Origin of the sequence: Hymenobacter aquaticus (genome assembly GCF_004765605.1) — a bacterium.
In the GTDB taxonomy this organism is placed as follows: domain Bacteria; phylum Bacteroidota; class Bacteroidia; order Cytophagales; family Hymenobacteraceae; genus Hymenobacter; species Hymenobacter aquaticus.
In genome coordinates this window covers 1,378,770-1,399,041 of the sequence record NZ_SRLC01000002.1, presented here as the reverse complement: position 1 = coordinate 1,399,041, position 20,272 = coordinate 1,378,770, and the positions used below count along the sequence as shown (strand labels likewise).

Sequence of the window (20,272 nt, the reverse complement as noted above, 5' to 3'; positions counted from 1 at the left end):
ATTAGGCGAAGCTGAGCACTTTCTTGGTCACGATGTCCATGTCGGGCAGGGTCTGGATGCGGGCCAGCACGTTTTGGCTGGGGTTCAGCGCGGCCGGAATCTTGTTGAACAAAGCCACGAGCTGGGACTTGGCGCTGGTGGCGGGAGCAAACTCGTAGTTCTCGAACGTGGGCCCGGCCACGCCGCCCCAGGGCAGCGGCAAGGAGGTAATATAGTCGCAGAGCGTGCTCAGAATGAAGATCATGCCCTTGTGCATGCCGAAGTTGAAGATTTCCTTCTGCTTGGGAATTTCCTGGCGGTAGCAGGCCTCAGTCATCATATAGAGGTAGGTGTACACCGCGTTGAGCAGGTTCGACACCGTCTGAATGTCGGCGGGGTAGCCGGCGGTGGTCGGGTTTTCGGGCACGGGCTTCACGAAGTAGTCGAGCAGGGAAAAATCCTGCAACTGGCCTTCCTCGCTGAGCATGTCCTTCAGCTCGTCGTAGAGCTGGCAGTACTTCTGGTAGTGCGACTCTTCCTGGTCTACTGTATGGTCGCCGTATTTCTGCCAGGGCCGGCCGGCGTCCTTGCCGGTGCCTTTTTTCTCCACGTGGCCTTCGCCCTGCTCCACGATGATGTCGATGGCCGCCAGGGCGCTTTTCACGTCCACGATGCGGATCAGGTCGCCCACGTTGCCGTGCGGGTTTTTCGGGTCGGCGTCCCGGTTGGTAAAGCGCGGCTTGTGCTCGGCGTCGTAGTAGAGGGTGTTGACGTTGTTGGTGGCGTAGTAGCCCTGGTTGGGTCCCAGCTGGGGCTCGTCCTTAAACTGCTCGAAGTCGGGCGGCGTCACGTTGTCCGTAATCTGGGCGCTGATCCAGCCGTAGAGCTCCCCCAACGAAGTCCAGTCGCGCGTGGGGTCGGGCTCGGCGCGCAGCAACGCTTTCGGCTGCTCGGGCAGCTCGATTTGCTTGAACACGTCGAGCTGGGCCAGCCCGAAGCCCCGCAGCGGAATTTCCAGGCCGGGCTGGTGGCCGCGCAGCTGGGCCGGGTACTGGCTGGGCGACTTGCCCACCAGCTTGGGCATGCCCACCAGGGCGCGCTTGAGGTTGCAGGCCAGGGCCATGTGCAGCATTTCTTCCACCGCCACGCTCATAATGGTAGCCCCGGCCTTGTTGGCGTGCACCATAATCTGCACCGATACGTCTTGGGCGCGCTGCGCCGCCTGGTCGGTGGGCAGGCCCCGGTCGATGAACCGGTTGGTCAGGTCAGCAATAATCTTGTTCTGATCCGGCACCCGGTTGATGGAATAATAGGTGTACAGATAAATCGGAATCGTGCTCAGCTCGATTTCAATGGCCTGCTGAATGGCAGCCTTGAGGTCCCGGGGAACGGCTTGTAAAGAATTTGGCATAAACGCGAGGGGGTGAGAGTGGGAAAGAAAATAAAAGCTCCGATACAGGCACTTCGTACTAGCTCGACGGGGGGCGGGAGGCGGCCAGGGCCAGCCGGTGCTGCTGCCGCGACTCGGTGGCGGGCGGGGCGCCGGCTAGGCGGGCCAGCTGCGGGGCTAGGTCGTGCTTCGGAATCACGATTTCCACCAGGCAGGGCTGGCCGGTGGTAGCCATGATTTCGGGGAGATGCTGCTGGAGCTCTTCCACAGTTTCGGCGCGGTAGCCGCGCACCCCGAAGGCCTGGGCCAGGGCTGCGTAGTCCCAGCTGGGCAGCAGGTCGAACTCGGCAAACTCCTGGCCGGGCTGGAAAGCGTTGATGTCGACGAAGGCCTGCTCAATGGCGTAGCCCTGGTTGCTCATCACGAACACCACCGCGTTAGACTTGGCCCGCACCAGGCTCGACAGCTCCTGGCACACCATCATGAAGCCGCCGTCGCCGGCCACTACCACGGGCTGCTTGCCGCTGCCCAGGGCCACGCCCAACGCGCAGCCGGTTTCGTGCCCCAGCGAGCCCCAGGCCGCCTGGGCCACGAAGCTGTTGCGGGGCAGGCCCATCAGGTTGCCAAACACGTAGAGCGAGGTGCTTTCGCCCAGCACCAGCACGGTGTCGTGGGTCAGCTGCTGGTCGTGTAAAAAGCCTGTTAGCGCCCCATAAAACGTGTTATAGGTCAGCGGCCCGGTCAGCGCAGGCGTGGGGTCGGCGGGTACGGCGGGCAGCTCGTAGGCCGGCCGCGCGCCCGCCGCGCGGAAGCGGGTCAGCAGCGCGTCCAGAAAATCCGGCAGCGTGACGTAGGGGTAATGCTGGTAGCCGATGCGGACTTCCTCATCCGTCACCTCCAGCATGGCCCCGAACGAAGCCTTCATGATGTCGAGGTAGTCGTCGGTGATGATGGTGCCCAGGGCAATGGGGCAGTCGGTAGCGGCCATGACGGCCCGGGTCAGGGCGGGTGAGGCGGGGCCGGCGTAGGTGCCGATAAACTGGGGCTGGCTTTCGTCGAGCACCGTTTTGCCCACGCTGGTGGTCGTAAAGGGCAGGCCGCTCAGCTCTACCAACTCCTGCGCCAGCTCCTGCAAGCCGTAGCGCTGAATTTCAACGCCCAACCACAACACCGGCAGCCGGGCTTCCTGAATCCGGGTCCAGGCCGCAGCCACGGCCGCTTCGAGGGCGGCCGGGTCGCTGGGGCGGGGCTGCGCGGCCAACATACCCACCGGCTCGGCGCACTCCTTGGCCCAGATGTCATTGAGCACTTCAATATAAATCGGACGCTGGTGGGTGAGCATGGCCGTGAGGGCCCGGTCAATCTGGGCCGGGGCCGCGCCGGCATCGTTAACGATTTCGGAAGCTACCGTCACGCGCTGAAACACCTGCTGATCGGCCCGCAAATTGCCGGTGCTGTGGTGAAACAGGATGCCCTGCTGGCGCTCCAGCTTGCGGTCCGAGGTTTTGGGGCTGGCCGAAATAACGACGACCGGCAGCCGCTCCACGTAGGAGCCGGCCGTGCAGTTGAGCAAACTAAACGTGCCCACCCCGTACTGCACGCAGGCCGCCCCGATGCCCCGAAACCGGGCGTAGCCATCGGCGGCGTAGCCCGAGCCCAGCTCATTAATGTTGGGCACCCGGGTAATGCCGGGCGTTTGGTCGAGCACCGACAGGAACGGGCTGGCGTAGTCGCCGGGCACGGCAAAAATATGTTCCAGCCCCAGCTGCTTAAGCCGGGCCAGAATGTAGTCAGAAACGGTCATGGAAGTGAGAGAATAGCAGGATTGGGAAGTAGCCGCTGGGGCGATGATGTCATGTCGAGCTTTGCGAGACATCGCGCGTGCTGACGTTGCCATGGCAATCAGATTACTGTGGCAACGTCAGCACGCGAGATGTCTCACTGCGTTCGACATGACGGACTTTTACCCTAGCATTTAGCTGGGCTGAATGGGCGTGAGGCAGTTGGGAATGCTCTTTTTCAGCTTGTCGGCCGTGGCCTTCGAGTACGGGATGCAGGCCTGGGTATCCCCGCCGCTGGGCGTAGAATTGGGCTCGGGCAGCAGCGGATAGGCCGCCTCGGGCAGCCAGGAGGGCGGATCCAGCTGGAAATACTTCTGCAGCATGGCCTCGGCCGTGTCGAGGGAGCCTTCCACCCAGCCCTGGTCGTAGGAATAGGCCTCGCCCACGATGTGAATGTCCTGGTCGGCCACGGGCTTGAGCATCTGGTGCATGATCTGGTCGAGGCGGTAGTTGGCTTTCCACTCGTGCCAGCCGCCGCCGTAGGGGTCCTCATTCCAGCTGTGGTACACGGCCGAGTAGGGCATCGGAATTTCGGGCAGGGCGTGCACTTCGGCTACCTGCCGGTTGGCGGCCTGCACCATCTCGTCGGTGGCCCGGAACTCCATGTCGGGAATCACGTCCGTCACGCCGGGCTCGATGCAGGCGGGCATGTAGCCCGGGTATTCCTTGCCTTTTTCCAGGCCTTTCCAGAACGGCACGGTGCTGATGTCGTTGTAGCTGGCCATCAGCAGCGAGTTCATGTAGGGCAGGCCCTGGGGCTGCTCGGCCTCGGTGCCGAAGTAAAACACCTGGCGCACGGGCAGGTCCGTTACGGAGCGGCCTGATACCAGGCCCAGGGCGCGCCACCAGGGCCGCTCGTAGGCCAGAAACAGCTTGAAGGCGCTCTGAATCAGCACCGAGCCCATGTTTTTCTTCAGCTCGGCATCGTCAAAGAAGCTGCTCTTGATGAGTTCCAGCGAGCGACGGGGCAAGCCCAGAATCACCTTTTTGGCCCGCACCGTGATGCGCTCGGCCGCGGCTTGCACCACCGTGCACTGCTTGTAGTCGGTTTCGGTGGGCTCGAAGTGCAGGGTGTAGGGGTACTCACCCGTGCCGATGACGATTTCCGCCAGCCGGTGATTCATGTGTACCCGCTGGCCCTTGGGAATAGCGCCGTCGAAGGTGTCGTTGAACTGCTTGACCAGGGTAATCGGGAGCTGATCGTAGCCGTCGCGCAGGGTCAGGAACTGGGTTTGGTCGCTGTACTCGGTGGCGGGCAGCTGAGTCACGGCGTTGGCGTTGGCCACGTTGGCGTCGTAGCCGCCGGCGTCCTTCATAAACTGGTAGCCTTCACTGCTGAGCGTGCGGTACATCAGGTTCCAGAACCCGTACTTCCACATGGGCTTGCCAAAGGCGTTGATTTGCATCAGCTCGCTCAAACTCAGATTGCTCATGCCCGGATAGATGCTGTTCATGACCTGCACCTGCAGGTTGGTCGGCCCCAGGCCGCGCTCCGACCAGGCCAGGTTGTAGGGCACTTTGGCCGGGTCGCTGAGCTCGTGCAGGCGCAGGTGCTTGCCGCGCAGGTAGTAGAGGTTGCAGTTGGCGCCGACCGGGGCAGGGGCCCCCATCGGGAAGTTTTCGGTGGGCAGGGCCAGGTGGTCAATCAGGCTGGCCACCGTCACGTGCGACTCCGGGATGTAGCGCATGCCACCCACTTCGGCCTTTACGTGGGGCAGGCCCGGAATCGTGACCGAATACAGGCGGCCCCCGATGCGGTTACTGTACTCAAACAAGGCCACGCGGGCTTTGCCCCCGTTTTCCTGTTGCAAACGCCAGGCGCTGTAGGCCCCCGAAACTCCTCCGCCGATAACGGCAACGTCAAGATTCATTGGATTGGGAATAGTTGGTGGATTGGTAGTACAAGGCCGCTGCCGGAACCGTGGGACCCGGGGCGGTAGAATGGCAGGAAGAGCAGGGGCCGGGCGACAGGCGCGCCGACGTGAGGTAATGTGGAGTAGCGGAAAGAGAATAACGCGGCCAGCCGGCACCCAAATCGGGCGGCGGGCATAATCAGAATAAGTCCGTAGCGGATACTGCCCGCGCCGACCAAGAGCGGCGGCGGCGCGTAGAGTTACCTGTCCCTTTCCGTTACCGGGCCAGCAGGCCGGCAGAAAAGTACCATGAGCCAGCCGGGCAGCCCAACTGATGGACCACCGCAGCGTTGTGTGCAGGACAGGTGTGTGAAGTAGTAGAGCGGGGCAGGGCGGCCCAGCTCACAGAGCCGGGTTGTACTGACAATACTACAAGGTTTTTCGAAGAATGTATAGTACTTAAATAAAAATAAGCTGAACCTTATATATGCAGGATAAAAGCGGGTTTATTGAACACTACAGTCCAGCAAAAGCCCACGGGCATATCGACTTAGCGCGGGTGCAGCCAGCCGATAAGCCATAACCAATGACCGAGCTTCTATAACACTTCCAGCACCTGGATTTTCTTGCCGTTGAACAGGGCCTCCTCCCCTGCCCGCTTGCCGCTGAGGGCCGCCGCCACCGGGGCCGCCGCCGACACGGCGAAGTAGTCAGTGCCATCCACGGTGAGCTTGCCGGCGCTGATGCTGATAAAGAACCAGCCCATGCCGGTGCGTACCAGGGCGCCGGGCCGCACGGTGTCGCAGGGGCGGGTGGGGTCGATGCGCTGCAACTCGCCCAGCAGCTGCCGGGCCTGCTGGAGCTGCACCAGGTTTCGGTCCCGCTCGTTCTGGGCCATGGCGCGGCCGGTTTCGTACTTGTCGCCGGCGCTGCTCTTGGTTTCGCTGTTAGCCGATTCCTGGGCGGCAGCAATGGCGGCCTGGATGGCAGTGAGGCGGTCCTGGGTGTACTGCTCGCAGAGCGTGTAGAGTTGTTGTTTGATCAGCTCGTTTGGGCTTGCCATATTATTTCAGAGTCATTTTCGACTTGCCAGTCCAATAAAAGGCGGCCTAAATTGTTGATGGATGCGGCTTCGGCACGAATGGAGAACTCCATCCGACATCTGCCCGGTATATCCTCATTGTTGTCGGTAATTACTTGTACTGCCGTGTGTCCGGCAGCATCGTAGCAATAAGCGTTGAGGCAAAAATAGTCTTGGCATGGACCACCTCTCACTTCGAAGGCAGCCTTGTCATTTACCGTGGCAGGATACCGAAGCAAGTGCTTGGCAAAAGTCTGCCACGTATCGACTGACCCTAAAAAGGTCACGTGCGTTTCGATTTTCCCCTTGAGTATCGTTACGTCAAAGGTGCAATCCTCATCGTAATCCACGGAAGCAGCGAAGCGTATTACGTCTGTCCTATTTGTCATCTTGCCTGTTCACTGCTCATCAACCCCTCGGCCACCTTCCGGTCATTGCTCAGCCGCGGCACCTTGTTCTGCCCGCCCAGCTTGCCCAGGCTTTTCATGTAGCGCTGAAACGCCCCGGCCGGCAGCGGCGTGAGCAGTAGCGGGGCCAGAATGGAGCCCGAAAGTAAATCGTCGTAGTACACGTTGCGGCGGCGCAGGCCGGCATCCAGGGCGGCGGCAAAGGCGGCGGCATCGTGGGGCGGGCGGGCAAACTCGATGAGCCATTCGTGCCGGCTCGGCTCCTGCGGGTCGCTGCTCACGCGCGGGGCCACGGTAAATTCCACTACTTCCACCTCCGGAAACTGGCTCATGGCTTCGCGCAGGGTCTGCTCGACTTCCTCCCCGATGACATGCTCGCCGAAGGCCGAGAGGAAGTGCTTGATGCGCCCACTGACCACCACGCGGTACGGATTCCGGCTCACGAAGCGCACCGTGTCGCCGAGGCTGTAGCCCCAGAGGCCGGCGTTGGAGTTGAGCACCAGCGCGTACTGCCGGTCCAGCTCGACTTCCCCGATGGTCAGGCGGGGCGGGTTGGGCTCGAAAAATTGCTCGGCGGGAATAAACTCGTAGAAAATACCCGCGTCGAGCAGCAGCAGCAGGCCGGGGTTGCCGGGCTGATCCTGAAACGCCAGAAACCCCTCGGAAGCCGGAAACAGCTCGATGCTGTCGATGGGCCGGCCGATGGTTTCGAACAGCTTGGCCCGGTACGGCTCGAAGTTGACCCCGCCGTAGACGAACAGGTCGAACTGCGGAAAAATGTCCTTCACCGGCTTGCCCGTAATCTGCACCAGCTTGTCGAAATACATCTGTACCCAGGGCGGAATGCCCGAAATCAGGGTCATGTTTTCGGGCAGGGTTTCCTCCACGATGTGGTCGAGCTTGGTTTCCCAGTCCTCGATGATGTTGGTGCGGTAGCTGGGCAGCTGGTTGCGGCGCAGATACGCCGGCACGTGGTGATTCACGATGCCCGACAGCCGCCCGGTGTGAATGCCGCCCACTTTCTCCAGCTCCGGGGAGCCCGACAAAAACATCAGCTTGCCGTCCAGGAAGCGGCTGTTGCCGGTGGCGTGCACGTAGTGCAACAGCGCGTCGCGGGCCCCGTTGATGTGGTTGGGCAGGCTGTCCTTGGTCAGGGGAATGTACTTGGCGCCGGACGTGGTGCCCGAGGTTTTGGCCAGGTATTCGGGCCGGCCGGGCCAGAGCACGTCGGCCTCGCCTTGCTTTACCCGCTCGAAGTACGGGGCCAGGGCTTCGTAGTCGCGCGCGGGTACCTGCCGGGCCAGGTCGGCGGGCGTCCGGATGGCGGCAACGTCATGGTCGCGCCCGAAGGCGGTGTGCCGGCCCTTTTCCAGCAGCTGCCGAAAAATACGCTGCTGGGTAGCCACGGGGTCTTGCTGCCACTGCTGGTAGCGGTGGTGAATGTAGGCGGCCAGCGGACGGCTCAGGGCAGATTTCAGACCCATGTGGTGAAATGGTGAACTTGTGAGATGGTGAGTTTGCACCACTGCGCGGCAACTCCGGTTCTCAAAGGTACACTTCCGGGCAAATCGGCACTTTTTATCCTTTCCCTACTTCCTGTCGTACCTACTAGTCGAGTTCACCATTTCACAACTTCACCAGTTCACCTATCATGATTAATCAGCGCGGAAATGCCGTTTGGAACGGCGACATCAAAGGCAGCGGCGAAATCTCGACCCAGAGCGGCACGGTAAAAGCCCCGTACTCCGTCGGAGCCCGGTTTGAAGGCCAGAAAGGCACTAACCCCGAGGAGCTGATTGGGGCGGCCCACGCCGGCTGCTACACCATGTTCCTGACCGGCCAGCTCACCAAGGCCGGGGCCCAGGTCAAGCAGATCCGGACCGAGTCGAAAGTCACGCTCGACACCTCGGGCGAAATACCCAAGGTGGTGAAAATCGTGCTGACGACCGAAGGCGAAGTGGAAGGCATTACGCAGGAGGAGTTCCAGAAGCAGGCCGAAAACGCCAAGGAGCACTGCCCCATTTCCCAGCTGCTGAGCGCCGTGCCCGAAATGGAGCTGGCCTCGGCCACGTTGAAGTAGATTGTTGATTGTTGTGGATTGATTGTTATCTGTTCAACAACCAACAATTAACTCCCAACAATCAACAATCAGCGAAAAACCGGTAAGGCCCGACGCCTTGCCGGTTTTTCGTTTACTTTGTGGTCAGACCTCTACTTTCTATGCCCCGCGCTACCAAAACGACCCGCATCCGGCTGCGGCCCGCCGACACGTCCAAGGTTCCCTTCTGGGGCCAGCTGCTCATCGGCTTCCTCTGGATTGCCTACACCGTGTTCCTGATTGCCGCCGGCCAGGGCGAGCAGGATTACCACTTCCTGCACTACGTGTTCCTGGTTTTCAGCCTGATTTACATCGGCTACGTGCTGGTACACAACGCGCCCATCTTCGGCACCCAGAGCTACCTGGAGTTTACGCCCGGCTACATCGTGCACAAGGGCGGTCTGTTCCGCGCGAAGCAGGTGTTTGCCGCCGAAGACATCGAGGCCATCGACCTGGCCCCCATGCAGCTGCGCATCCGCCTGCGCTCCAACGACCTCTACACCCTGAACCTGCGGGAAGTGAAAGGGCCCAAGCGCCGGGAAAATTTCCGCAACGAAATCCGCCAGTTTGCCGCGCAGTACAATATCACGCTGCGCGAAACGGCCCCGGCTCCGCGGGTATAGCCGCCCGACCAATCCAACTACAAACCGAAAGGTCCTGCTGAGCGTGGCTCGGCAGGACCTTTCGGTTTAGGGGCAATGCAATAGAATGGGGCTTACTTCTTGACAAACTTCTTGCGCAGGTCCACTATCGTGTTGCGGAAGTTCTTGTCGGAGTCAATCAGGTCGGAAACGGTCTGGACGGAGTGGATGACGGTGCTATGGTCGCGGCCGCCAAAGTGGAAACCGATGCTCTTGAGCGAGTGACTGGTGTGCTCCTTGGCGAAGTACATGGCCACCTGCCGCGCCGTCACGACTTCCTTCTTGCGGGTTTTGGCCTTGAGCAGGTCCAGGGAAATGCTGAAGTACTCGGCCACGGTTTTCTGAATGAAGTCCAAGTTGACCTCCGCTTCCACTTCCTCAATGATGTGGCGCAGGGCCTGCTTGGCCATTTCCAGGTCAATTTCCCGGCGGTTGAGGCTACTCTGGGCCACCAGGGAAATCAGCACGCCTTCCAGCTCCCGCACGTTGGTATTCACCGAGTGAGCCAGGTATTCCACCACCTGCGGCGGAATGTCGATGCCATCCTGCTCCATCTTGTTCTGGATGATGGCCATGCGCGTCTCGAAGTCGGGACTTTGCAAATCGGCCGTCAACCCCCACTTAAAGCGGGACAAGAGGCGGTCTTCCAACCCGTTCAGGTCGCGCGGGGGCCTATCCGAGGTCATCACGATCTGCTTGCCGGCCTGGTGCAGGTGGTTGAAGATGTGGAAGAACATCTCCTGGGTTTTGTCCTTGCCCGAGAGAAACTGCACGTCGTCCAGAATCAGGATGTCGACCAGCAGGTAGAAGTTGGCAAAGTCCTGCACCCCGTTGTTGCGCAGGCTCTCGATAAACTGGTTGGTGAACTTCTCGGCCGAGACGTAGAGCACGAACTTATCGGGCGAGGTGGCCTTGATGTGGTTGCCGATGGCCTGCACCAGGTGGGTTTTGCCCAGCCCTACCCCGCCGTATACCATCAGGGGGTTGAAGGAGGTGGTGCCGGGCTTGTTGGCCACGGCGAGGCCGGCCGAGCGGGCCAGGCGGTTACAGTCGCCCTCCACGTAGTTCTCGAAGGAGTACGTGTTGTTCAGCTGCGACTTGACGTAGTTCCGGTCGATGGCCTTGGTGGCTTCGAACGGGTTGCGGAGCATGTCGGGGTTGGCAGCGGGCGCCGCGGCGGCGGCGGCTACGTTGCGGGCCGAGCCGGTGAGGGCACTGGCCGCAATGGCCCCGGCCGTCGAGGCGGCCTGGGTGGGCGCGGCGGCTTTGCGGGCCGTCGGGATGTTGACGGTGCGCGGCTTGTTCTGGCTGTTGCCCTGGTCAACGACAATGGAATACTCCAAACGGCCTTCCGGCCCCAGCTCCTGGTAGATGCCTTTCTTCAGGACATCGACGTAGTGCTCCTCCAGCCATTCATAAAAAAATTGGCTGGGCACTTGGATGATCAGGACGTTATTGTGGAGCTGTACCGGCACGATTGGCTCGAACCACGTGCGGAAGCTCTGCTCACCAATATTAGCCTTGATGACGCGAAGACAGTTGGCCCATACGGTTCGGCAATCCTTCAGCATCAATTAGTTAAGACAAAAGCACCAGGTGCTTGCAGGGCGGACAATAGGGTCAGAAACGGGCCAAAAAAAGCCCGTTTTTTCTAGGGGGAGACAAAAATGTGGAAAAGTCAGGATACAAAAAAACGCTCTTTTCCTTGCTTTTCTCACGCCGTCGTTACAGGCACCACGGCCGAGCTGGCCACCGCCAGCCGCTTGGCGCCATGCTCGAAGGAGTAGTCGATGCGGCCCAGGTTGATGCCGGACCAGCCCACCTGGTTGACCAGGGTGCGGTGCCCGTTGGGGCCGTCGATGACGTCGGGCTTGTCGAGGAACGTGTGCGTGTGGCCGCCCAGAATCAGGTCGATGCCCGACACCCGCGCGGCCAGCTTCAGGTCGTCGATTTTGGCGCTTTCGTACTTGTAGCCCAGGTGGGAAAGGCAGATAACCATGTCGCACCGCTCGGCCCCGCGCAGCTGGGCCACCATGGTCTGCGAGGTAGCCACCGGGTCGAGGTACTTGGTGCCCCCAATGTTGCGGTCCGAAATCAGGCCCTGCATTTCGATGCCGATGCCGAATACGCCAATGCGCATACCGGCCTTCTCAAATACCTTGTAGGGCTTGAACTGGCCCGCCAGAATGGTCTGGGAGAAGTCGTAGTTGGCAATCAGGAAGGGAAAGCCGGCGTTGGGCAACTGCTTTTTCAGGCCTTCCAGCCCGTTGTCGAAGTCGTGGTTGCCCAGCGTGGCGGCATCGTAGGCCATCTGGCTCATCAGCTTATACTCCAGCTCCCCGTTGAAGAAGTTGAAGTAAGGCGTGCCCTGCCAGATGTCGCCCGAGTCGAGCAGCAGCACGTTGGGCTCCTGTTTGCGGATCTGCTCGATGAGGCTGGCGCGGCGGGCCATGCCGCCCATACCGGCCCACTGCGCGCTGCCCTCCGGAAACGGCTCGATGCGCGAGTGCATGTCGTTGGTGTGCAGAATGGTGAGGCGCGCGTTTTTGGTATCGCGGCCTACCGCGGGCAAACTCAGCCCCATCAGTCCCAGGCTGGCAGCCCCCAGCGACGTATGCTTAAGAAAATCGCGACGATTCATGGTTTTAATGTGCTAATGTGGGGTGAATGTGCTCAAGTGCTAATGTGGGAAATGTGCTGAATGAGGACTAGCACATTTCCCACATTAGCACTTGAGCACATTATTTCACTCTTCCTTCTACCTTGGCCACGACGGGCTTGCCCTGCTTGGTGAGCTGGCGCAGGTGGTCGGCAATGGCGTTGCGCAGCAGCACGCCCGTGCCGCGGGGCTTCAGGGCTTTGAAAAACACCATCTGGTCGCCGCCCCCGGCCAAATAGTCGGAAATGGCGATGGTGTAGGTGCGGCTGGGGTCGAAGGGCCGGGCGCCGATGAGCACGTTGGTGGGCTTGCCGTCGGGGCTGACGGTGTACGTCACGTTCGACAGGGCCATTTTGATGCGGGCGGCGTAGTTGAGCAGCTCCTGCATCACCGGGCCGGGCGCATCGAGCACCACCAATTCGTTCTCAAACGGCATCAGCTCGAACACCGAGCCCAGCGTGAGGGGCCCGGCCGGCAGGCTGGCCCGCAGGCCGCCGTTGGTCATCACGCCCAGGTCGATGGGCTGCCCCAGCGCCTGGCTGGCCCGCGCGACTTGTATGTCGCCCACGAAATTGGCCAGGGGCGACTCACCGCTGTTTTTGAGAATGGCCACCGGCGCTACGCCCAGCACCTCGCTCATCTGCTGATTGACGCGCTGCCGGTACGGCTCGATGGTAGCGGCGGCCTGGGGGTTGTCGGGCAGGGACTTCGTGACGGGCTGGGCCGTGGTGGGTGCCAGCTGGGGCTTGGCCTGGTAGCCGCCGCGCTGGCAGCTGAAGGTGAGGCTGGTGACCAGCACCAGGCTCCAGACCGAGAACTTCGAACGGGAAAAAATCATGCGGTTGCGAAAGAGGCGGAGGGCAAAGGTACGTCCGCCAAAACTTATTTGGTCAGGTTAACACCCAACAGCAGCTGGTAGTGCCACAGCTCACTATTGATGGCCGAGATATACACGAAGCCAGTGCTGCGCTCGGCCCGGGCTTCCAGCGTGAGCTGCCGCCCACCCAACCCCGAAGTGAGCACGCCCACACTGGCCGTCGGGCCCCAGTCGAAGAGACTCAGCGCTTCCTTGTCGAAAGCCGGGCGCCAGGTACCGTAGGAGCCGTCGAGGTTTTGCTGCCGGAACTCGGCCGTCGTGCTCAGGCTCAGGTTGGGCGAGACGCCCAGCTGCACCATGGGCCGCACTGCCCCACGGGGGTAAGTGTAGCGCAGCATGAAGGGAACTTTGAGGTAGTTCAGCGCCACCCGGGCCTGCTCCCGGTACGCGCTGCTGCTGCCGAAGCGGGTCGTATACTCCGACTCGTAGCGCTGCCGCTGGTACAGCGCTTCTATCTGCAAGGAGAGTTTCTCGTTGAGACGGGGCATGGGAATACCCAACCGCAAGCCTACTACTGGCTGCACCGAACTCGGGAAGTTGGCCTGCTCGAAGCTGGTGTACCCACTGAGCTGCATCTGGCTGACTCCTACCCCGGCTACTACCCCGAGGCTGTAGCGAGCTGAGCGCCGCGCGGATACTGGCTGCCCGGCGCCAGGGCCACCTACGCAAGCGTTGTAGCGCTCCACGATGCCCACCAGGCTGCTGGCCTTGTACTGCAAGCTCGACACCTGCTGCTGCACGGCGGGGCAGGCGGCGAAGGTTTCGGCCAGCGTCCCCCGGAACAGGTTCTTTTCCTGGTAACGGCTAACCATGGTTACCCATTCCCCGCCGGCCATCTGCAGCAGGACGCGGCGGTACACGAGTTCCGTGGCGGTTTGGCCGCCCACGCTGATGTAGTAATGGTCGATGCCGCCCGGGTCGCGTCGGTAGTAAAGCTGAGCCGGGCCGGCCGCCAGCACTTCCAGGAAATAGGTCCGGGCGGGCTGGGCGGCGCTGTCGGGTACGGTTACGGTGCGGGTGCGGTACACTTTGCGGCCGGTCAGGCCAAAGCCCAGCAGCTCGGCCGGCGCATATTCCCGGACGGAGCCGGCCTGGCGAAACCGGCACGCAGCGGCATTGCGCACGTCGCTGCGGTTATCGACCTCGCCGCGCAGGGTGTCGCCGGCGGGCTGCACTACGTAGCCGGGCCGGAAATCGGCCTGAGCCAGGGCCCCGAAAGAAATAGCGAGTAAAGGAAGGGTAAGCAGACGTAAAAAACGGGGCATAATCAAGGCAATAGGATTTGGAAACGGGATGAGGCAAGCGGAAAGAGGTACCCCGCCGTAGCTGGGGCACCTCTTTCATCAATTGATATTGCCGCGTTACTTGCCGAAGGTGAAGCCGGCCACTACCGAAACGCCGGACTTGCCGGAGATGCCGTCGTCGTGCACCAGGGCGTCCGTCACGTCGTTGCGGGCTTCCAGGGTGAAGTCGCCCACGGCGGTAGGAATGGCCACGCCCACGCCAATGGTGCCCCCGATGCCGTAGCTGCGCATCTCGAGCGAGGAGTTTTCGGTTTTTGCTACCCCGGCGTAGGTTTTGTAGGTCAGCACGGCGTCGGCCGAGTTTTTCGTAAACAACGAAAGCAGCGGCCCGGCCTGCAGATACGGCCGCACGGGGCCCTTGGGATAGGTGTAGCGCAGCAGCACCGGAATCTGAATCGTGTTTTGCACGATGCTGTAGTTAATGCGGCCGTCGGTGCCGGTCACCAGCTGGGCGTCGGAAACGGCCTGCTCCTTGGTAAAGGAGTGCTGGGTGTAGAGCAGTTGCAGCTGCAGGGTCAGCTTGGGGTTGAAAAAGGCCGGGGCGAAATCCAGGCCCAGGCCGCCACCGGCACTCCAGCCCGACTGCACCTTGTCTTTGCCCACCCGCTCGATGTCCATTTGCCCGCGGTTGGCCAGCACCAGGGCCGTAAAGCGCGTTTTGGAAGTCCGGGCCGGCCGGGCATAGGTGGCCGCGCCCCCCTGGCAGGCATTGTAGGCCGTTACCGCTTTCAGCAGCTGCGACTCTTTCAGCTCCAGACTTTTCACGGCCACCTGCGCGGTGGGGCAGTCGGCCATCTGGCTCCAGAGTACGGCGCGCAGCGGGTACTGCCGCTCTTTGGTGGTTACGGGCAGACCGGTTTGGGCATTTACCCGGGTCACGGTCGTGTCGCGCTGCACCAGGGGCAGCAGGGGTTCGGTACCCTTGCGGGTATAGTAATGCTCTTTGCCGGCCGCGTCGGTATAATGATACAAGGAGAGCTGACCCAGGGCCAATACCTCCAGAAACGCCTTGGTGGGCACTTGGCCCGGCAGCGTCAGGGCCTGATAGTGCTGCCCGCTGACGAAGCCGTAGCCCGCCAGCTGCTGGGGCTGATACTCAACGACCGTCGCGGCCGCGTCGGGCCGGAACCGGCTGATGGTGCCGTTGTACTGCGCCCCGCGGTTGTCGACTTCGCCGCGCAGGGTGTCGCCGGCGGGCTGCACCACGTAGCCGGGCCGGAAATTGGTTTGGGCCAGCGCCCCGGAAGAAATAGCGAGTAAGGGCAGCGCCAATAAGCGTAAAGAAGAACGCATAAACGAAAAATGAGTGAAACAGCGGGTTGCAATGGTCCGCCGGCTGATTGTAAATCGACAAAGCTACGGCGAAATCGGCCCCAACCAAGCCGCGCCGACCATGCTTGTTGTTCGCCCAATGCGGTATCTTTACCCCGTTCCTATCCGCCGGTCCCTCCCACTGGCTTTATTTTTCTTCCCTATGGCCGACGCCCTGCCTTCCCCGCCCCTTTCGTTTTCCGAGTTTGAGTCCTTGAGCACCGCGGCCTGGCAGGAACGCATCCGGCGCGACTTGAAAGGCGCGGACCCCGCCAGCCTGAAGTGGACGACGCCCGAGGGCATTACCGTGCAGCCCTTCTACCACCAGGAAGCCCTGCAAAACCTGCCGACCGGGCAGCTGACCAATACGAATACCAACTGGCTGAACCTGCCGACCTTTGCCGTGGGAGCCGCCGACGCGGGCCACTTGGCCATTGAGCGGGCCGCCGATGCGCTGCAGCGCGGGGCCGACGGGGCATACTTCGAGCTAACCGACGCGGCGGCCTTCGACGTGGCCTACCTGCACGAGCGGCTGCCGCTGGCCTCCACCTACGTCGGGTATTCCATCCGGATAGGCGCCGCCGACTTCGTGGCCCGGCTGCTGGCCACGGGCGCCACGGCCCTGCGCGGCTTTTTGCGCTTCGACCCCGTCACGGACCACACGGCCGACCTGCCTCACCAGCTGGCCGACCTGCGCACGATTATCGGCCTCACCCGCCACCTGCCCGAGTTCCGCGCCCTGACGCTGAACGGCACTTTTTTCGCCAACCGGGGCGGGACCGTCATTCAGCAAATCGGGTTTGTGCTGGCCGCCGCTTCTACCTACTTGGAGCAGCTGCCCTCGGCCGAGCTCAGCGTGGCGGAAGTAGCCGCCGCTTTTCAGATTCAGGTGGGCCTGAACCCCAACTACTTTTTTGAAATCGGGAAGCTGCGGGCCCTGCGCCGCCTGTGGGCCACGCTGCTGCACGCCTACGGCCTGCCCACCGAAGCCGCCCAGGCCCTGCGCCTCTTCGCTACCACCTCTACCTGGTCGCAAACCACCCTCGACCCGCACACCAACCTGCTGCGCGTCACGACCGAAACCATGGCCGCCGTGCTCGGCGGGGCCGATGCGGTGAGCGTAGCGCCCTTCGACCGGATTTACCAGAGCCCCAACGAGTTTTCGAGCCGCCTGGCCCGCAACCTGCCCGTTATTCTGCGGGAGGAAGCCGGGCTGAACCGGGTGGCCGACCCTGCGGCGGGCTCTTACTACCTCGAAACCCTGACCGACCAGCTGGCCCGCGAAGCGTGGGCCGTGTTTCAGCGCGTGGAAGCGGCGGGTGGGCTGCCCGGCGCCATCGGGCTGGTGCTGCAGGAGCTGCACAGCGTGGCCCAGACCCAGTTCCAGCGTATTGCCAACGGCGAGCAGGTGATTGTGGGCACCAACCGGTTTCAGAACCAGCAGGAGCAGTTCGACTACAACCCCAAGCGCCTGCTGCGCAGCAAGGAGTTCGACTCGACGCGGGCGGCCTACCCCTCGGAGGTGCTGCGCCTGGCCACGGCCCTGCACTTTCAGCGCCGCGAGAAAAAGCGCCGCCGCGCCGCCGTGGTGCTGCTGGGCACCCACACCAACCAAGTGATTCTGGAGTCGTTTCTGCGGCTGCTGCCGGCCCAGGAGCGCCTGGCCCTGAAAGCCAGCCACCCCGAAGGCACCCTCTCGGTGCTGTTTTCGACCCCGGAAGCGGCCACGCTGATGTATGCCACGCCCGACCAGTTCGGCCACTTCGCCCGCGTGGTGTGCCGCGTGCCCGTCGATGAGCCCGACTTCATTCCGCCCACCCTGCTCACCGCCGACCTGGCCACGATGCAGGAAGCCGTGTCGCTGTTTGGCTTCCGCGAGTTTACGGTGGAAGGCTACAGCACCGACGACGTGCTGGCCCGCCTGCAAGGCCGGGCCTGACATAAAAAAAGGTCCGCTGCTCGGTAGCGGACCTTTTTTTATGCTTCCAGACGATGCTACTTGGTGAGTGAATAGCCCAGCAGCAGACTCACGTTGGTATAAGTAGAGGAATTGCCCTGGTTGTCTGGCCCCGTGCTTTTCTCGCCCCGAATGCTTACCGATAATGGTCGGCCGCCGGGAATCATCACTTCGGTTCCCAGGCCGGCTCCCACGCCCACACTGACAGCGGAAGGATTGGCTATCAGGGGAAACACGATAGGAGCCGCCTGTGGGTTGGTCGACGTGTACACCACTTGGTTTTGCCGGGTGGCGGTGAGGAAGCGGAATAACGGGCCCGCTTCGGCGTATACCCGAAACACTCCCTGTCCGAGGCGGTAGCGCGCCAGCAGGGGCAACACCAGGTAATCCAGCTCAATGATGGCATCCTGTGCCTTCGACAGGGTTGGAAAAAACACGTCGTGGGCCGTGAAGGTGCGGCCTCGCTCGTAGAGCAAGCCTGAATGAACAGAGAACGGCGCTCCTTTGAAGCCCGGCGTCAGAGAAATATCCACGCCGCCCATGAGGTAGCGCTTTCCCTGGTACTTCCAGGCCAGCTCGCTTTCCCCCTTGCCTTCTCCCAGCACCATCTGGTCGGCAAGGCTGGTGCCCAGGACCAAGCCAAAACCTATCGTATTGCGCTTGGCAGTAGGCGTCGACTGCTTCGGCAGCTGCGGGGCTACGCACTGATTGTAGTTGGTGATGACCCGGGTCAGGTCCGGGGCGTTGAACAGAACGTCTTTGGCGCGGGCCGCCTGCTCCGGGCACGCCCGCAGTACTCTGACCAGGGTATCCTGGTACATTCGCTCCGTAATAACGAACTGCTTGCCGGCACGCTGCACGCTGGTTTTGCGCTGCTTCAGCTCCATGAGTTGCTCCGTCGGCTGGGTGCCGATGAAAAACCGCTCTTTGCTTTCTTCTTTCAGGCTGTAGAGTTGCAGCGGTCCGGGCACGAGCAGCTCCAGGAAGACAGATTTGCGGGCGGTGGTCACCGAATCGGCCGAGCGGGGCACTTGGTAGGCAGCGTAGACCAAGCCGGCGGTGCCGTAGCCGCGTAGCTCAGCCGGCTGGTACTGTTTGGCCGCCGCTTGACCAGCGGCCTGAAACTCGCAGAGCAGGGCATTGCGCTGGGCCCGCCCCAGCACCAGCGTACCCCGCACGGTGTCGCCGGCCAGGGGCACGATGTAGCCCGGCTGGCGCCCGGTCTGGGCCTGGGCGGTGGCGGGCAGCAGGATCAGGGCGCCCAAGGCTGAAACCAGGGCGCAGGATAGGTGAAGTAGCTTTCTAGGCATGCAATAAGCAACAGAAGAATGAGTACAAACCCCAAAAGTACGTTGCCACGGCTGCCCGGCCAATTAAGTCTTGGAGATGCGCGTCGCTATTAACTGCCGGCCCCGACGAAGAACGGCCCGGCAGCTGGCAGGCAGCAACCGGGCCGTTCTTCGTCGGCATATCAAATAAGCCTGAATGGGCTGGCCACTATGGCCGCTACCAGCTACTGCCCAAACGTGTAGCCGACCAGCAGCCCGACATTTTTCATCGTTGAGCCGCCCTCGTATTTGTCGGGCCCTTGCATCAGCCGCGCGCTTACGCCCACCGACAGCGTGGTGCCGGCCGGCAGCAGTACTTCCACGCCGCCCCCGATGCCGCTGCCAAACGTAACGCTCTTGTATTCTCCCAGCAGCGGAGTGGTATACGGCACGCTGCCGGTGCTGTTATACGTAAAGGTTACGTAGTCCTGCTCCATGCTCACCAGCAGATTTAGCAGCAAGCCGGCCTCGGCGTACGGCCGCAGCCGGTGCTGCCCCACCCGGTAACGCACCATGGCTGGAATGGTCAGGTAGCTGAATTGCAGCAGGGCCTCATTGTCCCGGGTTTCCTGAGGATAGAAGTTGCGGTTGGAAATAAAGGTGCGGCTGGGCTCGTAGAGAAAAGAGGCCCGCACGGTGAAGGGCGCCCCCTTAAAGCCGGGCGTATACACCAGCTCCAGCCCGCCCGTCCCGTAGCCGTTACCCTCCAGGATCTGGTTATGGGCATCCGTGTTCTTGCCCGTACCCAACGACAGCTGACTGTAGAAGTTATACCCGAGCACGGCCCCAACGTTGAGATGCCCCCGCTTGGTTGTCCGCTCGCCAGCGCTCTGCGGATCGGCGCACAGGTTGTAGCTGCGCACCACCTTTTCCAGCTCGCCCAGCCGGAACTCAGCCATGGCCCCGCGCCGGGCCTGGTCGGGGCAGGCCCGAAACGCCTCGGCTAGCGTGTCCTGGTACAGGCGCTGTTTGGCCAGATACTCCCGGGGGCCGCGCTTCACCATCGCTACCCGCATTTCGAGCTCCACCAGCTTCCCGGGGCGGTAGCCCGCCAGGAAAAACCGCTCCGTCAGGCCATTCTGCAGGGCATAGAGCGTCATTACCCCGCGGGTGACGACTTCCAGAAACACCGGCTCCGGCGCGGCATTGGCGCTCAGGCGCACCGGCTGGCTTTCGTAGCTGATTCCCTGGGCACCGTAGCCGCGCAGCTCGGCGGGCGCGTACTGCCGAAGCTGGCTCTGGCCGGTGGCCTCGAACTCGCAGAGCTGGGCGTTGCGCTGGGTGCGGTTGACCACTACCGTTCCCCGGATTGTGTCGCCGGTGAGGGGCACGACGTAGCCGGGCTGGCGGCCCGTCTGGGCCTGGGCGGTGGCGGGCAGCAGCAGCGCGGCAATGCCGAGCAACCCTACTATCCGTACGTACATAGAGCGTAATTTCTTTCCCATTCAAATATTGAATAAGTATTTAAGAGAATAATAGTCAAATATAGAATAATTCATTGACTTGCTAACGTGCTTGGAAATATTCTTTTGGGCTAAACCAAGTA

At 62.0% G+C, this 20,272-nt stretch carries 15 protein-coding genes; 3 read left to right on the top strand and 12 right to left on the bottom strand.

Features of this window, described 5'->3' with window-relative positions:
- Window position 1: 1 nt before the first annotated feature.
- The 5 genes from E5K00_RS18645 to E5K00_RS18620 form a co-directional block, all read right to left on the bottom strand.
- Window positions 2–1,390: a ferritin-like domain-containing protein gene (locus E5K00_RS18645; RefSeq protein ID WP_135464786.1), complete on the bottom strand. Its 1,389-nt coding sequence runs from the start codon at window positions 1,388–1,390 to the stop codon at window positions 2–4.
- Between the two features lie 58 nt (window positions 1,391–1,448).
- The gene (locus E5K00_RS18640) at window positions 1,449–3,173 is read right to left on the bottom strand and encodes an alpha-keto acid decarboxylase family protein (RefSeq protein WP_135464785.1); all 1,725 of its coding nucleotides are present in this window, start codon (window positions 3,171–3,173) and stop codon (window positions 1,449–1,451) included.
- A gap of 171 nt (window positions 3,174–3,344) precedes the next feature.
- On the bottom strand, window positions 3,345–5,081 hold the full coding sequence (locus E5K00_RS18635; protein WP_135464784.1) for a flavin monoamine oxidase family protein: 1,737 nt from the start codon (window positions 5,079–5,081) through the stop codon (window positions 3,345–3,347).
- A gap of 580 nt (window positions 5,082–5,661) precedes the next feature.
- Window positions 5,662–6,126, bottom strand: a complete 465-nt coding sequence (locus E5K00_RS18630) for a 3-oxoacyl-ACP synthase (RefSeq protein ID WP_135464783.1) — start codon at window positions 6,124–6,126, stop codon at window positions 5,662–5,664.
- A 403-nt stretch (window positions 6,127–6,529) separates the two neighbouring features.
- The gene (locus tag E5K00_RS18620) at window positions 6,530–8,035 is read right to left on the bottom strand and encodes a GH3 family domain-containing protein (RefSeq protein WP_135464781.1); all 1,506 of its coding nucleotides are present in this window, start codon (window positions 8,033–8,035) and stop codon (window positions 6,530–6,532) included.
- A 167-nt stretch (window positions 8,036–8,202) separates the two neighbouring features.
- Here E5K00_RS18620 and E5K00_RS18615 point away from each other — a divergent pair, with 167 nt between their 5' ends.
- Window positions 8,203–8,631, top strand: a complete 429-nt coding sequence (locus E5K00_RS18615; RefSeq protein ID WP_135464780.1) for an OsmC family peroxiredoxin — start codon at window positions 8,203–8,205, stop codon at window positions 8,629–8,631.
- A gap of 140 nt (window positions 8,632–8,771) precedes the next feature.
- A complete protein-coding gene (locus E5K00_RS18610; protein WP_135464779.1) occupies window positions 8,772–9,272 on the top strand; it encodes a hypothetical protein in 501 nt (166 codons plus the stop codon).
- Between the two features lie 92 nt (window positions 9,273–9,364).
- Here E5K00_RS18610 and dnaA read toward each other — a convergent pair whose 3' ends face one another.
- The 5 genes from dnaA to E5K00_RS18585 all read right to left on the bottom strand — a co-directional run bounded on the left by dnaA (window position 9,365) and on the right by E5K00_RS18585 (window position 15,423).
- The gene (gene dnaA, locus E5K00_RS18605; protein WP_135464778.1) at window positions 9,365–10,861 is read right to left on the bottom strand and encodes a chromosomal replication initiator protein DnaA; all 1,497 of its coding nucleotides are present in this window, start codon (window positions 10,859–10,861) and stop codon (window positions 9,365–9,367) included.
- A gap of 143 nt (window positions 10,862–11,004) precedes the next feature.
- Window positions 11,005–11,931: a bifunctional metallophosphatase/5'-nucleotidase gene (locus E5K00_RS18600; protein ID WP_135464777.1), complete on the bottom strand. Its 927-nt coding sequence runs from the start codon at window positions 11,929–11,931 to the stop codon at window positions 11,005–11,007.
- Window positions 11,932–12,031: 100 nt separating this feature from the next.
- Entirely contained in the window at window positions 12,032–12,787 is a 756-nt protein-coding gene (locus tag E5K00_RS18595; protein ID WP_135464776.1) for a 5'-nucleotidase C-terminal domain-containing protein, read from the bottom strand.
- A gap of 44 nt (window positions 12,788–12,831) precedes the next feature.
- On the bottom strand, window positions 12,832–14,091 hold the full coding sequence (locus tag E5K00_RS18590) for a porin family protein (RefSeq protein WP_135464775.1): 1,260 nt from the start codon (window positions 14,089–14,091) through the stop codon (window positions 12,832–12,834).
- A 96-nt stretch (window positions 14,092–14,187) separates the two neighbouring features.
- The gene (locus E5K00_RS18585) at window positions 14,188–15,423 is read right to left on the bottom strand and encodes an outer membrane beta-barrel protein (RefSeq protein WP_135464774.1); all 1,236 of its coding nucleotides are present in this window, start codon (window positions 15,421–15,423) and stop codon (window positions 14,188–14,190) included.
- Window positions 15,424–15,604: 181 nt separating this feature from the next.
- Here E5K00_RS18585 and E5K00_RS18580 point away from each other — a divergent pair, with 181 nt between their 5' ends.
- Complete coding sequence (locus E5K00_RS18580; protein ID WP_167856946.1) at window positions 15,605–17,380, top strand: methylmalonyl-CoA mutase family protein; 1,776 nt, start codon at window positions 15,605–15,607, stop codon at window positions 17,378–17,380.
- Between the two features lie 56 nt (window positions 17,381–17,436).
- On the opposite strand, the gene E5K00_RS18575 is transcribed toward E5K00_RS18580, so the two are convergent.
- Both E5K00_RS18575 and E5K00_RS18570 read right to left on the bottom strand, forming a co-directional pair.
- Window positions 17,437–18,708 carry an outer membrane beta-barrel protein gene (locus E5K00_RS18575; RefSeq protein ID WP_135464772.1) on the bottom strand — a complete coding sequence of 424 codons (1,272 nt, stop codon included), beginning with the start codon at window positions 18,706–18,708 and terminating at the stop codon, window positions 17,437–17,439.
- 203 nt (window positions 18,709–18,911) lie between these two features.
- Complete coding sequence (locus tag E5K00_RS18570; RefSeq protein WP_135464771.1) at window positions 18,912–20,171, bottom strand: outer membrane beta-barrel protein; 1,260 nt, start codon at window positions 20,169–20,171, stop codon at window positions 18,912–18,914.
- Between the last annotated feature and the right edge of the window lie 101 nt (window positions 20,172–20,272).

Bases quoted from the DNA above. Each gene is read 5' to 3' on its own strand.
- E5K00_RS18595 (WP_135464776.1), bottom strand. From the start codon at position 12,787: ATGATTTTTTCCCGTTCGAAGTTCTCGGTCTGGAGCCTGGTGCTGGTC.
- dnaA (WP_135464778.1), bottom strand. From the start codon at position 10,861: ATGCTGAAGGATTGCCGAACCGTATGGGCCAACTGTCTTCGCGTCATC.
- E5K00_RS18630 (WP_135464783.1), bottom strand. From the start codon at position 6,126: ATGGCAAGCCCAAACGAGCTGATCAAACAACAACTCTACACGCTCTGC.
- E5K00_RS18585 (WP_135464774.1), bottom strand. From the start codon at position 15,423: ATGCGTTCTTCTTTACGCTTATTGGCGCTGCCCTTACTCGCTATTTCT.
- E5K00_RS18610 (WP_135464779.1), top strand. From the start codon at position 8,772: ATGCCCCGCGCTACCAAAACGACCCGCATCCGGCTGCGGCCCGCCGAC.
- E5K00_RS18575 (WP_135464772.1), bottom strand. From the start codon at position 18,708: ATGCCTAGAAAGCTACTTCACCTATCCTGCGCCCTGGTTTCAGCCTTG.
- E5K00_RS18570 (WP_135464771.1), bottom strand. From the start codon at position 20,171: ATGGGAAAGAAATTACGCTCTATGTACGTACGGATAGTAGGGTTGCTC.
- E5K00_RS18620 (WP_135464781.1), bottom strand. From the start codon at position 8,035: ATGGGTCTGAAATCTGCCCTGAGCCGTCCGCTGGCCGCCTACATTCAC.
- E5K00_RS18590 (WP_135464775.1), bottom strand. From the start codon at position 14,091: ATGCCCCGTTTTTTACGTCTGCTTACCCTTCCTTTACTCGCTATTTCT.
- E5K00_RS18640 (WP_135464785.1), bottom strand. From the start codon at position 3,173: ATGACCGTTTCTGACTACATTCTGGCCCGGCTTAAGCAGCTGGGGCTG.
- E5K00_RS18635 (WP_135464784.1), bottom strand. From the start codon at position 5,081: ATGAATCTTGACGTTGCCGTTATCGGCGGAGGAGTTTCGGGGGCCTAC.
- E5K00_RS18600 (WP_135464777.1), bottom strand. From the start codon at position 11,931: ATGAATCGTCGCGATTTTCTTAAGCATACGTCGCTGGGGGCTGCCAGC.
- E5K00_RS18580 (WP_167856946.1), top strand. From the start codon at position 15,605: ATGGCCGACGCCCTGCCTTCCCCGCCCCTTTCGTTTTCCGAGTTTGAG.
- E5K00_RS18615 (WP_135464780.1), top strand. From the start codon at position 8,203: ATGATTAATCAGCGCGGAAATGCCGTTTGGAACGGCGACATCAAAGGC.
- E5K00_RS18645 (WP_135464786.1), bottom strand. From the start codon at position 1,390: ATGCCAAATTCTTTACAAGCCGTTCCCCGGGACCTCAAGGCTGCCATT.